Source organism: Thalassoglobus sp. (assembly GCF_048270125.1).
Classification (GTDB): domain Bacteria; phylum Planctomycetota; class Planctomycetia; order Planctomycetales; family Planctomycetaceae; genus Thalassoglobus.
The window spans coordinates 13,775-27,615 of record NZ_JBLWTN010000003.1 but is presented as its reverse complement, the minus strand read 5'-3'; the positions used below and the strand labels follow the sequence as shown (position 1 = coordinate 27,615).

General features: G+C 50.8%; 9 protein-coding genes. 4 read left to right on the top strand and 5 right to left on the bottom strand.

Translation table 11 applies throughout. The annotated features are described in order from the left end of the window. The first annotated feature begins 24 nt into the window (after positions 1-24). Positions 25-846: a sugar phosphate isomerase/epimerase family protein gene (locus ACN0YR_RS04640; protein WP_417848030.1), complete on the top strand. Its 822-nt coding sequence runs from the start codon at positions 25-27 to the stop codon at positions 844-846. A gap of 162 nt (positions 847-1,008) precedes the next feature. Here the strand turns inward: ACN0YR_RS04640 and ACN0YR_RS04635 are convergent, their stop codons facing one another. Both ACN0YR_RS04635 and ACN0YR_RS04630 read right to left on the bottom strand, forming a co-directional pair. Further along, complete coding sequence (locus ACN0YR_RS04635) at positions 1,009-1,845, bottom strand: sigma-70 family RNA polymerase sigma factor (protein WP_145205418.1); 837 nt, start codon at positions 1,843-1,845, stop codon at positions 1,009-1,011. Between the two features lie 278 nt (positions 1,846-2,123). After that, positions 2,124-4,043 carry a 30S ribosomal protein S1 gene (locus tag ACN0YR_RS04630; protein WP_417848029.1) on the bottom strand — a complete coding sequence of 640 codons (1,920 nt, stop codon included), beginning with the start codon at positions 4,041-4,043 and terminating at the stop codon, positions 2,124-2,126. Between the two features lie 593 nt (positions 4,044-4,636). Here ACN0YR_RS04630 and ACN0YR_RS04625 point away from each other — a divergent pair. Together ACN0YR_RS04625 and ACN0YR_RS04620 are read left to right on the top strand one after the other, a co-directional pair. Then, positions 4,637-5,794: a hypothetical protein gene (locus ACN0YR_RS04625; protein ID WP_417848028.1), complete on the top strand. Its 1,158-nt coding sequence runs from the start codon at positions 4,637-4,639 to the stop codon at positions 5,792-5,794. A 258-nt stretch (positions 5,795-6,052) separates the two neighbouring features. Further along, complete coding sequence (locus tag ACN0YR_RS04620) at positions 6,053-7,603, top strand: family 16 glycoside hydrolase (RefSeq protein ID WP_417848027.1); 1,551 nt, start codon at positions 6,053-6,055, stop codon at positions 7,601-7,603. 149 nt (positions 7,604-7,752) lie between these two features. On the opposite strand, the gene ACN0YR_RS04615 is transcribed toward ACN0YR_RS04620, so the two are convergent. The 3 genes from ACN0YR_RS04615 to ACN0YR_RS04605 all read right to left on the bottom strand — a co-directional run bounded on the left by ACN0YR_RS04615 (position 7,753) and on the right by ACN0YR_RS04605 (position 12,175). Continuing rightward, complete coding sequence (locus ACN0YR_RS04615) at positions 7,753-9,579, bottom strand: hypothetical protein (protein ID WP_417848026.1); 1,827 nt, start codon at positions 9,577-9,579, stop codon at positions 7,753-7,755. A gap of 346 nt (positions 9,580-9,925) precedes the next feature. Next, complete coding sequence (locus tag ACN0YR_RS04610; protein ID WP_417848025.1) at positions 9,926-11,131, bottom strand: alpha/beta hydrolase; 1,206 nt, start codon at positions 11,129-11,131, stop codon at positions 9,926-9,928. A 150-nt stretch (positions 11,132-11,281) separates the two neighbouring features. Further along, positions 11,282-12,175, bottom strand: a complete 894-nt coding sequence (locus ACN0YR_RS04605; RefSeq protein ID WP_417848024.1) for an SMP-30/gluconolactonase/LRE family protein — start codon at positions 12,173-12,175, stop codon at positions 11,282-11,284. Between the two features lie 387 nt (positions 12,176-12,562). Here ACN0YR_RS04605 and ACN0YR_RS04600 point away from each other — a divergent pair, with 387 nt between their 5' ends. Beyond that, a complete protein-coding gene (locus ACN0YR_RS04600; protein WP_417848023.1) occupies positions 12,563-13,567 on the top strand; it encodes a DUF1559 domain-containing protein in 1,005 nt (334 codons plus the stop codon). Positions 13,568-13,841: the final 274 nt, after the last annotated feature.

Below are 13,841 nucleotides of genomic sequence, written 5' to 3'. Positions count from 1 at the left end.
GTGATCAGCATAGTCTGTTCGCCATTGAACCAGACGACTCTGCGAGGAGCAGAGAAGCCGGAGGTTCCGGAGAATTTCTCCAAGGGGCGGCTTGTCGCCTGGTGTATCGTTCCGTTTGATGCCAAAAACCGAACCCCGGCGCAGCGGGCGTTGATGGTGAAAGAGTTGGGGCTGACTCGGGTTGCCTATGATTGGCGAGCAAAGCATGTCCCGGAATTCGAAGAGGAGATTCGGCAGTACCAGAAGAACAACATCGAGTTCTTCGCGTTTTGGAGCTGGCATGACAGCCTCGCTCCATTGATTAAAAAGTACGACATCCACCCACAGATTTGGATCACTCTCCCAAGCCCGAACGCTCCGACGCAGCAAGATAAAATCCAGGCTGCGGCGAAACAGTTGCTACCGCTGGCACACAAGGCCAAAGAACTTGGCTGTCAGCTGGGGCTTTATAACCATGGAGGCTGGGGAGGCGAGCCAGAAAATCTGGTTGCGGTTTGTGAGTTCCTCAGAAAGGAGTACAGTCTCGACAATGTCGGAATTGTCTACAACTTTCACCACGGCCATGAGCATATCAAAGAATTCCCAAAGCTCTTCAAAATCATGCAGCCATATTTACTTTGCTTGAACTTGAATGGCATGGTCGCTGCCGAACATGTCGACGGACTCAAGAACAAAATTGTCCCCATTGGTGATGGAAAGTACGAGCCATCCATGATCGAAACAGTGATTAACAGCGGATACGACGGACCGATCGGGCTGCTGGATCATCGGAATGAACTCGATGCAAAAGAAAGTTTGCAACAGAACATCGATGGATTGAAGAACGTGCTAATGAATCGAAAATAAAGAAATGGCCGGACACTTTGAGGTGTCCGGCCAGAGCAATCTGCACCACCGGGTGTCCGCAGAGAACGTGTTTCACCAGCCAAGTTGAGTTCGCCAAGAGCAGAACACGAACGCCAATTCAAAAAACGCTGGAGATGCTGGCTCAACACTTGAAGCTCTCGCTTATTCTCCAAGAAGACCTTTGTTGAGCCGCTTGAGCGCTTCGGCTTCGATTTGACGGACCCGTTCCCTGGTGAGGCCGAGGGCTTCCCCAATTTCCTTGAGAGTGCGCGGCTCGCCATCGTCCAGACCGAAACGGAGTTTCAGGATCGTCGACTCCCGTTCTTCCATCTCTTCGAGCATCTCGAAAACATGCTTGAGGTTATCGTGACCAATCAACTCTTCTTCGGGACCGAGCAACCGATCATCAGGGATGAGCTCTCCCATGGAGACGTTGCCATCACCATCTTCATTTTGTGGCGTTGAGTTGTAGAGCTGAATCGCCTTCTTGACGATTTTCAACTTCTTCGGCGGGAGCTCTAACTCCTTGGCAACTTCCTCAGCTGTGGGTGGTCGACCAATCTCGTCCTGCAGCTTCGAGCTGGCACGTCTCCATTTAGAAAGGAGTTCTACCATATACGCGGGAATGCGAATCGTTTTCGCAGAGTTGATCAACGCACGTTTGATCGACTGCTTGATCCAGTAACTTGCATAGGTACTGAACCGCGTATTCATTTCGGGATCGAAACCTTCCACGGCACGCAACAGGCCCAGGTTCCCCTCTTCAATCAAATCTTGAAGGGGTAGCCCTTTCCCGCTGTACCCTCGTGCAATGTTCACGACGAGCCTCAGGTTCGCGCGGACCATGCGGTCGCGAGCGAGCATATCCCCGTCTGAAATGCGATAGCTGAGTTCCTTCTCATCATCGGCTGTCAGGAGGGCGGTCTCGTTGATTTCACGTAGGTACGTTTCCAGGGGGTTTTGAACGCTTGAAGTTCTACGGCGAGTGATTTTCTGCATGGGACTCTAATGGGTCATCAACCTTGGGGAATGCAGGGATCTCTTAGGGGACTCCTTCCACCATCCCAATTGCTCGTCGTGTCCGTACTGGACCACAATATCAATATCGGACCGGCAAGAGTTGCCGCTCCAGCGAGGTTCACGACAAAACACGGAAGCCAGAAAAGCATCAACGATTAGCGCAAAAATAACGGCCTCCCGATTGTGATCGGAAGGCCGTTTATAACGAGTACTTTGCTTTCAGAAGCAAATTAGAACACTTTTAGCGATTGTTCTAATTATTCAGCTTCAGGCTTCTCTTCGGATTCTTCAGTAGAAGCCGCAGGAGCCTCCTCTTCAGCACTTGGAGCTTCTTCGGCTGAGGCGGTTGCTTCCTCGGCTGGAGCAGCAACTTCCTCGGTACGAGCCGGAGCCATCGAGAAGAGTGGTCCTGACGAATCGCCCATTCCACCTTTGAGCTCTTTCGATGCATCTGTTCCGCCACCAGCACCGGAAGCGGTTTCTGGTTCGATTTCTGCATCGAGTTTCATGCTCAGACCGATCTTGCGATCTCCGGTATCGACACGAAGAATTTTGACTTCGATTTCATCGCCCACGTTGACGACGTCTTCGACAGACTTCTCTTCGTCTCCACCTGTCAGTTCAGAAACGTGAAGCAAGCCTTCGAGCTCTTCTTCCAGTTCAACAAAGACACCAAAGTTGGTGATCTTGGTGACGTTTCCTTTGACGATCGAACCGGGCTGATACTGATCCGGGATGCGTGCTTCCCATGGATCGTCGCCCATTTGCTTGAGTCCCAGAGCGATTCGTTTTCGCTCTTCGTCGACTGAAACAACAACACACTGGATTTCGTCGCCTTTTTTCAGCATTTCGCTGGCGTGAGAAATCTTACGTGTCCAAGACATATCGCTTACGTGAAGCAGGCCATCGACCCCTTCTTCGAGTTCGATAAACGCACCGTAGTTGGTCAGGTTGCGAACAACACCGTTGACCGACTTCCCTTCCGGGTATTTTTCGGTGACGTTGTCCCAAGGGTTCGGCTGAGTCTGCTTCATGCCGAGTGAAATTTCCTGCTTGTCGGTGTTGATCCCCAGGACCACCACTTCGACTTCCTGACCGATGCTGACCATCTCGTTAGGATGGTTCAAGCGGCGTGTCCAAGACATTTCACTAATGTGGACAAGACCTTCGATCCCATCTTCGAGTTTGACGAAGGCACCGTATGTCATCACGTTGACAACTTCGCCAGTGACGCGATCGCCAACCGGGTATTTGGTGTCGACGTTTTCCCATGGGCTTGGGAACTTCTGCTTCAGCCCCAGGGCGATCTTCTCTTTTTCACGGTCGATGTTGAGAATCATAACTTCGATCTCATCATCAATTTTGACCATTTCGGAAGGATGGTTGATGCGTCCCCAACTCATGTCGGTGATGTGCAGCAAGCCATCGATTCCACCAAGGTCCACGAATGCACCGAAATCGGCGATGTTTTTAACAACACCGGTACGAATCTGGTTTTCTTCGAGTTCCTCGAGCAGTTTCCGTTTCATCTCGGCGCGTTGCTCTTCGATGAGGCGACGACGCGAGACGACAATGTTCTTTCGTGCATCATCGATCTTCAGGATCATGCACTCAATTTCGTTACCGACGAAATCGCCGATATCTGAAGGCCGACGGATATCCACCTGGCTGGCTGGCAGGAAGACGTTGACGCCGCGAGCACCAGTGGACGAGAGGCTTTCGCCGATGTTGACGAGCAGTCCACCTTTGATTTTGCGAACAACCATCCCGATGATGGTGTTTCCTTCGTCGTAGCGACCAACAACCCAGTTCCAGTCTTTCTGGCGGTCGGCTTTGCGTTTGGAGAGCAAAACGAGGCCGAAATCATCTTCGATTTCTTCGAGCAGAACCTCAATGGTTTCGCCAACCTTGGGTTGTTCTTCATCGTCCGCCCACTCGTAGAGGGGGACCATCCCTTCGCTCTTGTAGCCAATGTCAACGAGAACTTCGTCGCCTTCGACGCTCAGGACTTTCCCCTGAACAATCTCGTTCACATCAAAGGGACTCGACGTCTCATCATAGACGCGGTCCATTTGCTCGCTCTCTTCGTTGATCCAGTCTCCCAGTTCACCTCCGAGTGCTGCGTTTAACTCTTCATCATCAACCTGAAATTCACGAATTAGGTTACGATCGACCATTCTAAAAAAAGCCTTAAATTATCCAGAGCCGCAAACAAAACGCTTCCAGCGAAGTAGTAGATTCGCTCGAATGTCCCGAATGTTTTGTTTTGTTAGAGGTTCTAATATGTGGCAACAGCTTGCCGCGCATCCGTCCCGACACAGAACAGACCGCATTCAAGTGTCAAAATCAACGAAGGCCGCCACCTCACACACATGTCTGAAGTTTTCGAACGACCAGCGTAGGACCATTTCTTCAAAAAGGGTTGGCTCTCAGGAAGGCTGGCTCGGAAGAGATTGCCTCTCACTTGCAGAGTCGACTCCATTTTTTACAAAAACGGTCGAAATCGGGAATCGCGAACTTTACCACAATCATGGCTGTCGATGCCAGCAGGATTTGTAATAATCTCTGGTGAGAGAGTTACTTGCGTAAATCTGCCGATGCAAGGAACCAAAGCTCTATCATCAATCCGAAAACATCCGCCGTTTTCAGCTCAAAACGACAGACTTGAGATTCCCGACCAATGGCATGAAAATCATTGCTGATTTGCAATATCGCTATTATTGGATTCGGTCGACTGGGACGCTAGCAAGAGAGAGAAGTACAAAGAACCATGGAAAAATCATCATTTGATACACTCGATCAGGTTTCCTCGAAGCAGGAATCTCAGGAACTGCTGGCCCGACTCGTGAAAGAGGTCGAAGAAGCGGGAGAGTTGCATAAACTCTTTGACGCCAAAATGTTACAAAAAAAAGCAGCTCTTGGACTTCCGCTGTCTCGACCATCCTCCCTGCAAGATGTCCCTCAAGAACACCGCAAAGAGGTCGAAGAAGCCTATGTGGAAGCGGCTCGTGAGGTCGGCGGAAAGCTGGTCGAACAGGGAGAATTGGCTGCCGCCTGGATGTACCTGCAGGTCATTCAAGAACCCGAACTGCTCGCTGCAGCTCTCGATGAGCTCCCTGATCAAATCGAGGATTACGAGAAAATGGAGGAGATCCTGCAGCTGGCGCTGTACCAGGGAGTGAATCCTCCCAAGGGAGTGAAAATCATGCTCAACGGTCATGGGACCTGCAGCACGATCACAGCTTTGGACCAATCGTTGCCTCAAATGAGCCAGGAACACAGGACAGCCTGTTCGAAACTCATGGTCCGTAGCCTGTACAACGACTTGACGGACTCAGTTCGCAGGCAGGTCGAGCAAAAAGTCCCGCTGATCGAACCGGGGGCCTCTCTAAAAACCTTGATTACCGGCCGTGACTGGATCTTCGACGAAGGGAATTACCACGTCGATGTCTCACACTTGAACTCCGTCGTCCGATTCGCCCGGTCCATCGAAGCACCGGCAGAAGAACTGGAACTGGCACGCGAGTTAGCTCAATACGGAGCGAAGCTGGACAAACCTCTTCAATACGATGGAGAGCCACCCTTCCAGGACTTCTACCCTGCTCACGAACATTTCTTTAATATCCTGCTCGACAAAAAACGTGACGAAGGACTGCAGTACTTTCGAGAACAACTCGAGGCCGAACCAGACGAACAGGATAAGCCGTTGCTGGCCTACGTCCTTGTCGACTTGCTCATTCGCAGCGACAAACTCGATGAAGCAGTCGAACTCTCCGCGAAGTACCTCTCAAATCTCAACGAAGATGTGAGCATTTCGTTTGACGAACTCTGTGAAAAAGCGGGGCGACTGGACGTCCTGAAAAAGGTCCGCAAAGAGCAAAACGACCTCGTCGGCTACGCCTCCGCAATCTTGCGGGAACAAGCGTAGCGACTCAAATGAGATCCGGATTACCTGCCACGTACTCTGTAAATCTTGCGAGACGGATGCCGACGCTCTGTTGAGTCAAGGCAACCGTCGTGGGGAAAACTTCGTCCGCTCTCTGAAAAAGTTTCTCTGCTGAGCTGAAAACGGTGCGCTGAGTGGCCCTCTGCGGCGGTGTCGATTATCCTCGATCACATCAACAAAGCCACATCAGATCGCTTCTGTGTGGCTCCTTCCTAATCTTCCTCACTGAGTTTTGAATCTATGAAAACCGCGAATCGTCTATCACGATCTTCGTTGTGTCGCTGCGCCACGGTCGCCGCTCTGTTACTCACAGCGATCAGTCCTGCAGATGCCGCAGACCCGCAGCCGCCTGAAGGCTTTCACGCAATTTTTAATGGCAAGGATTTGACCGGCTGGTATGGTCTCAACCCGCATCGGGTCACCAAGCTGGAAGGCGAGAAAAAAGAAGCCAACTTGAAACAGCAACGGGAAGAGTTTTCTGCCAACTGGACTGTCGAAAACGGCGAACTGGTCAACGATGGTCATGGACCGTATGCGACAACAGAAAAAGAATACGGTGACATCGAATTGCTGCTGGAATACAAAACTGTCGCCAAAGCGGACAGCGGCATCTATCTGCGCGGGACTCCGCAAGTTCAAATTTGGGATTGGCATCAGAAGTTCGATCCGAAACGACCAACACGAAAACCGCACCTCGGATCAGGTGGACTCTTCAACAATTCCCCCACAGCTGAGGGCCGCGACCCAATGGTTCTGGCTGACAAACCATTTGGCGAGTGGAACAAGTTTCGGGTTCGACAAGTCGGTTCGCACACCTGGGTTTGGCTCAACGGGGAACTGGTTGTTGATGGAGCCATCATGGAGAATTTCTGGGACCGCTCAAAACCGCTGCCAGCAAAGGGACCGATCATGCTGCAAACGCATGGCGGAGAGATTCGCTGGAGAAACATCTTCCTTCGAGAAATTGGCGCCGAAGAAGGTAAGAAATTGATCAGCGAAACGGAAACAGACGACAGCTTGAGCAAGTCGCTGACCCTGCATGCCTCGTTTGATCATGGTCTCGATGCCGATTTTGCTCGTGGTGACCGGACCAGCTATGTCCGTTCTGGAAAAGACTATGTTCATGCCGAGCCGACTGATGACGTGAAATTTGTTAAGGAGGGTCGCTTCGGAGGAGCTCTCGACTTCGTTCACAAAAGTGCCTTCCGCCCGGCGTTCAAGGATACTGGAATCCTCGATTACAATAGCAAGAGCTGGAGCTCAACAGTCTCGGTTTGGCTACGACTCAACCCAGACAAAGATCTTGAGCCAGGCTACTGTGATCCCGTTCAAATTGTCGGCAACGACACCAAGAAAGGCTTCATCTTCCTGGAGTTTTCCAAAGACGAAACCCCACGTTTCTTCCGCTATGCTATTCGACCTCTTACTTCTATCTGGAATCCAGATGGCGTTTCCTGGGCGGACATTCCATTCGATAAGCGTCCGATGGTCCAAGTCGAAAAACCATCGTTCTCACGAGAGAAATGGACGCACGTCGTTTTCACTTTAGAAAATGTGAACGATCAAAAGAAGACACAACGTGGCGTCCTTTACATGGACGGAGTCCGTCAGGGAGCCATTGAAGACTGGGAACTGACATTCGACTGGGACCCAGCCCAGGTCTTCCTGGTCCTCGGCGCAGCGTACGTCGGTCAAATGGACGACCTCGCCACCTTCGACCGCGCCCTGACTGAAGCAGAAGTCAAACGGATCTACCAACTCAAAGACGGCATCAGCGAACTGCGTCCATAAAAGACGTTACGACGCTATTTCTTAACGCCTCATTTACTGGCGCCAAACTCTTCACACCAATTGTTGCGAGTGCCCCAGTCGAGCGAAACGGCTGAGGCACTTTGCGCTGGTGGTGAATGAATTATCGAGAAATGCTTGTGAAGTGTGGTTTACATTTCCACTTCAATGATCGGTTCGATCTCACCTCGGGAGGTGATTTTTGAGAGGACTGTCTCGCGAGAAGTGTGGAGGCCGAGGACGGATCTTGGGACGTCAGGTTCCGTCATTGAGTGATAGAGCAGCCACTGATCGCGACCAACCCGGAAGCGGAAGGCGGCAGCTTGCTCGGTGGTTTCAATCCTTCCATCTTGTGCAACTGTCAGCTTTCCCCACTCGACTGGCTTTTCGAGATGCTTGGGCGACCAGTCGAGCACGATCGACGAAATGAGACGCGAGCCGGCTGAGTGCTGCTCGAATGTTAATTCCTGTTCAGAGAGGAAGAGTTTTCCGTCAGCTTTGACGACATGTTCCTGTGGCAGCGAGAGTGGATGAATTCGCACACGTTGAGCGGCATTCTCCAAGGCGAGTTCGCGTGTTGTTGTATCTGCTTCCCCAATCCAGTTTCTCCGTATGGGAAGCGTTGTGCGAGAACTGATTTCGCCTGCTTTCTCAGCAACGACAACATGATTCAGGACAAGTTGATGCTCTTCACGTAGAAGAATAATTTGCCGCGAAACTCGAGTTGAAGCATCGATTTCCTGGACCAGTTCCATGTAGTTGACTTCGTCATCTGCAAACCAGCAAGTGCAGGCCCAGTCAGCATTGGACTTGAGCAATTTTCCATCCAGACCTATTTCGTGGCCCCAGTCTCCCTTCAACAGAGGATGATCGGCGATGACGAGATCGATTCGTGGCATTGCCCCCTCGTGCGTGATGAGGCACAAATCGACCGGTGAACTCCAATTCGATCGCATGCAAGCATGCTGAGACCAGTCCGACTGATGAACCATCTCGGGAAGCGACCAGTCTCCAACTTTTGCCTTGCTCTGGTTCTCTTTTTGCCAGGTTTGAATGAGGCGACGAATTCCATCTTTCTTATCAAACTGAAAAGCTGCTGCAACCGCGTCCAGTCGATATGAATCAAGAGTCGATTCACCAAGCGACAAACTGAAGTAATCTTGTGCGCAGTAGGTGCAGGCTCGTTCGAAGAGCCCCTGCAATCGTTTACCAAATGCTTTGTTGATGAGCTTCTGCTGCATCGCTGTGTTGAACGTGGCGATGCGTCCCAAGCTGGAGAGCGAATCGATGAGAGTCGGAACCCAATGTGCCTGCGGAGTCCCATCGCTATCGGTCGCTTCTTCGACACAATTTCGGATCAGGGCTGTCGTCTCTTTGAGTAAGCTGCGCGAGCCTTTCAGATTCTCAAAAGAGACTGCCATGAGGTAGCAGACTTCAAGAAATCTTAATTGGCTGAAACCTTGCTCTGCATCGCAAACCGGTTTGGATTCCATCCATTCCCGCCCCTTCTGCAAGGTCCAGCGCCAAAGCGAAAACAACGCTTCGCTCTCCAATTTCGTGGGGTAAATCGCGAGAATCCAGATCGCATCTGTCAGCGAAACGCTATCTGGAGCTTCTTCACCGTGCTCTGCGATGAACGCTTCAACATGTCCTGATCGCTCCGCTTTTTTGAGGTCGATCTCAAACAGGGCAGTGGCGAGATCGCCGGACATCTCGACATCCTGAGTCGCTTCACGGAGCTGGCGCAACTGTTCGAGCAACTCAAGTCGTTCGGACTTTTTAAAGACTCGTCTTTCAGAGGCACATTCAATCAGTGCGGAGGTGAAATCATTCACGTTGCCCTGACTGGCAGCTTCTCGCAATCCTTGAGGTGCAGAGGTGCGGAAATTGAGAGACTTCAACCATTCGGAATCGACCGAGGAATTTGAAGCCAGGCCGCAGGAAAGCTGGCCGTTACCTTGTTCGAGAGTTGTGGACATTCAGGTCGCTTCGTGTCAATAAAAAGTAAATAGAAACTGGATCAGGATTTCAGCGATCAAAGAGCAAGTCTATTACATCCTTCGAATTCGTGCCGCGTCCTGCTTCGCGACGAACAGAGAATTCACTGGAAAAATGCGTTCTGTACGGCCTCTCAGTAATGCAAACTGCCCTGGTCCATCAAGAGGTTCATCGGAGCTCTAAATGGCGATCGTGGGCAAAATGCTTTCGTCGAAGATAAAACCACGGAGCCTCTTCGTGCCCCGGAGTTCAATCTCCTCTGTGAACAATGAGTCGCCACGAAAATGTTGGGAGAACCGCAAGAGAGGCTCTGAATAGTATTTGAATTTATTCGATTCTCAAGTCGAGGTCGAAATTGTTCTCGACCTCTTCACGTACTTCAATGACGAGACCTGTAATGGAATGATCACCAGTTAACGTCCGGGCATCTTCAATGGATGGTTCACGTGCGAATGTCCCCATGTCGTGAACGGAAATCGAGTACTTCCCCGCCACCGGGCCATCTTTCTCGGCAATTGTAAACTTTCCGCTTTGAACCATCGTGGATGCCGTCGGGAACGAGTCTGATTCCCGAGAGACAAATGAAATCATCCCCCACCTTAACGGTTGGCCGTCAAACTTCACTGAGCCAGAAACAGAGACACGCTTCTTCCCAGAAAGAAAGTTGTTCGTGCGAAGCCAGTCTGCGAGGCGGTCTGGCCAGGATTTCAAGACGGGATCATTCGGGGCCAGCCCAACGCCGTGTCGACCTTTTTGGTAGATGTGCAATTCCGCATCGACGCCATGTTCGACCAGCGCCTGATAGTAGGCAATCGCATTTCCCACCGGAACAACCGGATCAGCTGCTGTATGAAAGACGAATGTCGGCGGTGTCTCTTTGGTGACTTGTAGATGATTCGACAGGCTTTTGACGAGTTCTTCGCTGGGGTTTTCACCGAGGAGGTTTCGACGTGACCCTTTATGGGCCTGCGGATCAAGCATCGAAATGACGGGATAACAGAGAACCGCGAAGTCCGGCCGACTGCTTTGTTGTGCAACGAGATCTTTGCTGGCAGCTTCACCTGCATCAAAGTGAGTCGATACAGTCGAAGCGAGGTGCCCTCCCGCCGAGAACCCCATAACACCAATTCGGTTAGGATCAATCTTCAGTTCTTCCGCGTGGGACCGCAGATGTCGAATCGCTCGTTGAGCATCTTGAAGTGGAGCCGGATGCTGATATTTCGGTCCATGACGATAGGTCACGACAGCTCCGGTCACACCCAGACGGTTCCACCACTTGGCAATCTGGTGCCCTTCATGATCCATCGCCAACCCGCCGTATCCTCCGCCGGGCAAAATCACAACTGCGGTTCCGGTCGCGTTCTCACCGGCTGGGTAGATGCGAACAAGTGGAATGTCTTTCTCGCCGGTTCCGTCCTGACCAGGCGCCCCGTTCGGCCACAAAGGGATCGGTTCTGGACCGGCTGCAAATGAGAGGGAACTGGTGAAAAGGACTGCAGAAACAGCACAGGTCCAGCGAAGATGTGAAAGCATATCAAGCTCGCCTCAATGTCAGGTCAAGGATGTCCGAGGCATGATAGCAAAAGAGTCGATACGTTCACAAACTCCGTTGAACTGGCCGATTGCCGAAGACTGACCGGAGACTGAAGTTGTCCGGCGAAACATTGGCGAGTTTCTGACTGATTACTTTGCGAACGGGTCCGAACCGCTCCGAACCTTGAGTTGAACTGAATAGAGTCCGGTCCGGGCAGTGATGAATAACGTCTTTCCATCGGGGCCACCAATTGTCATGTTGGCAGCTCTTTCAGGCAGAGGGATCGAAGCGATCTCTTTTGCTTCGGAATTAAAGATTCGCATGCTGTCACCGGTGATGTACAGGTTGCCTCGTTCGTCAAGTTCCAATCCATCTGAACCTGCATCAGCGGCCAGCTTGCGATTGTCGAGTTTCCCCGGACCGGTGATGTCGTACACATACGTTTTCTGGGCTCCGGGGTCAGTGACGTAGAGTTTCTTTCCATCGGCACTCCCAACAACTCCGTTTGGCTTCACTAAATTATCGAGAATGCGATCGATCTTTTTCTCACCTGGATGAATGTAGTACACATGAAACCCGCTCTGTTGAAGATCGTCCATGCTGCCGTAGCGAGGATCTGTAAAATAGATCCCGCCATTAGGGTCGATCCACAAATCATTCGGGGAATTCAGCTTCTTCCCCTCGAACTCATCAGCAACGACTGATTGCTTTCCTTCCGGGGTGATTTTGACAATCGCACGGCCAGCAGGTTGACAAACGAACAGGTTTCCCGCCTGATCAAACCGGAGTCCGTTGCAGCTTCCCTCAAGCACCTTGAAGGTTTCTATCCCTTTTTTGCTGGTCCAGGAGTGAATCGTCTTGTTGGGAATGTCAGAGAAGTACAAAGTCCCCTTTCGATCCCATGAGGGGCCTTCCGTGAAGCGAAAATCTCCTGACAGTTTTACAACTTTAGAGTTTGTATCAACAATTTGATCTTCTGCACTTAGTGATACATCGAACAGCACAGCAACTGCCACCATAAAAATCATTATTAACGTTTTCATTGGATCACCTAAATTTCTGTAAGCCTCAGGAGAGACGGGTGCCCCCTGTTGAATGACGAATGAGGATTCATTTGAATGAATTATGATCGAGTTTTCATCCCCAACCCGTCGATGCAGACCAATCAGCCATTTCATTTCTTGCACTCATCGAACAGAGTGTGTTAAAGTACAACAAATACGTAAGATTTGATCAATCACCGTATTACGGTTTATCCCTCCATTGCCGTCACAGATTCCTGTGTTGTGAGCAAAAATCATTCTTGCTCATTAATTGATTCACTCTAGCAATTATGTATGTTTCACATTTTAGCGAATAAGCGGGCAGCTTTTCGCGGGTCACCAAGCTCGGGCTTTTATAGTTTTTACTTCCTTGATTTGGAGACTGAAATGAAGCGTTTACGTCGAGGGTTTACCCTCATTGAACTTCTGGTTGTGATCGCGATTATCGCGATCCTGGTTGCTCTCTTGTTACCTGCCGTGCAGCAGGCTCGCGAAGCAGCTCGCCGCTCACAGTGCAAAAACAACCTCAAACAACTTGCGATTGCACTGCACAACTATCATGACACCCACGGAAAATTCCCTCAGTTGACATTCGGAACTGAAGCGAACAATGACTGGGGAAGCGAGTGGCGTGGCAACAGCGTTCACACCATGTTGCTGCCGTTTGTTGACCAGGCGCCTCTGTACAATCAGTACGATCTGAACCGATTCTGGACTCACACCGACCCGAATTTTCCAAACCGCACATTGGGACAAACAAAAGTTCCTGTCTTCCAGTGCCCATCCGATCCCGGGATTATCACCAATGGTGATGGTGGGAACAATTATGGAGCGAGTACTGGTCCGAACCTGGGTTGGGAAGCGAGTCTAACACGAACTGCTGGAATGTTTCACCGTCGCCGATCGCTCGCCATGCGAGACATCACTGATGGGACTTCAAACACAATTGCCTTCGGGGAAATCGTTAAAGGAGACGGCGACAACGGAATTTTCCGACTGGAACGTGGCGACTACATTCGGAATCAGTCCTTGTCTGGAATCAACCCGATCAAACCGACACAAGATCAAATGACGACGTATGGAAACACCTGCCTCACAGGAACAGCTGACCACCGCAGTTCAGGCGGTTGGACATGGGTCTCCCCAATGATGGACGACACCGGAATGAACACTGTCGTTCCTCCAAACTGGAAGTTCCCGAACTGCCATGAATGTAGTGGATGCGGTGAAGGCGATGCTCGCGGTGTGTGGGCCTCACGAAGTTTCCACACTGGTGGATCACAGCATGCCATGGGTGATGGTGCGGTTCGCTTCATCTCTGAAAACATCGACTTCAACTTATACCAAAGCATCGGAAGTAGTAATCAGGGTGACATTGTCGGCGAATTCTAGAAGACGTTCGTCTTTTTTGTGTCTGTGAAGAATGCGCTTATGTAATTCATTACTCATCTTCACAGGACAAAACGCGAACTCCTTTGTGAAAATTCTCTAGTCACTAGAGTTCACTTACAAAAAGCAGACTCGAATATGTTCAAAAGGCAAATTCGAGCTGCTTTTTTGTAATCAGTGACCTGAAAAACGCTATCTCTTACACATGAGAGACACAAGAAACGTTCTAATACTCCGGCATTCCCCCTCCCCCAGAACCCGTATGGATTCCGTTCAG

Bases quoted from the DNA above. Each gene is read 5' to 3' on its own strand.
- ACN0YR_RS04620 (WP_417848027.1), top strand. From the start codon at position 6,053: ATGAAAACCGCGAATCGTCTATCACGATCTTCGTTGTGTCGCTGCGCC.
- ACN0YR_RS04605 (WP_417848024.1), bottom strand. From the start codon at position 12,175: ATGAAAACGTTAATAATGATTTTTATGGTGGCAGTTGCTGTGCTGTTC.
- ACN0YR_RS04625 (WP_417848028.1), top strand. From the start codon at position 4,637: ATGGAAAAATCATCATTTGATACACTCGATCAGGTTTCCTCGAAGCAG.
- ACN0YR_RS04630 (WP_417848029.1), bottom strand. From the start codon at position 4,043: ATGGTCGATCGTAACCTAATTCGTGAATTTCAGGTTGATGATGAAGAG.
- ACN0YR_RS04615 (WP_417848026.1), bottom strand. From the start codon at position 9,579: ATGTCCACAACTCTCGAACAAGGTAACGGCCAGCTTTCCTGCGGCCTG.
- ACN0YR_RS04635 (WP_145205418.1), bottom strand. From the start codon at position 1,845: ATGCAGAAAATCACTCGCCGTAGAACTTCAAGCGTTCAAAACCCCCTG.
- ACN0YR_RS04610 (WP_417848025.1), bottom strand. From the start codon at position 11,131: ATGCTTTCACATCTTCGCTGGACCTGTGCTGTTTCTGCAGTCCTTTTC.
- ACN0YR_RS04600 (WP_417848023.1), top strand. From the start codon at position 12,563: ATGAAGCGTTTACGTCGAGGGTTTACCCTCATTGAACTTCTGGTTGTG.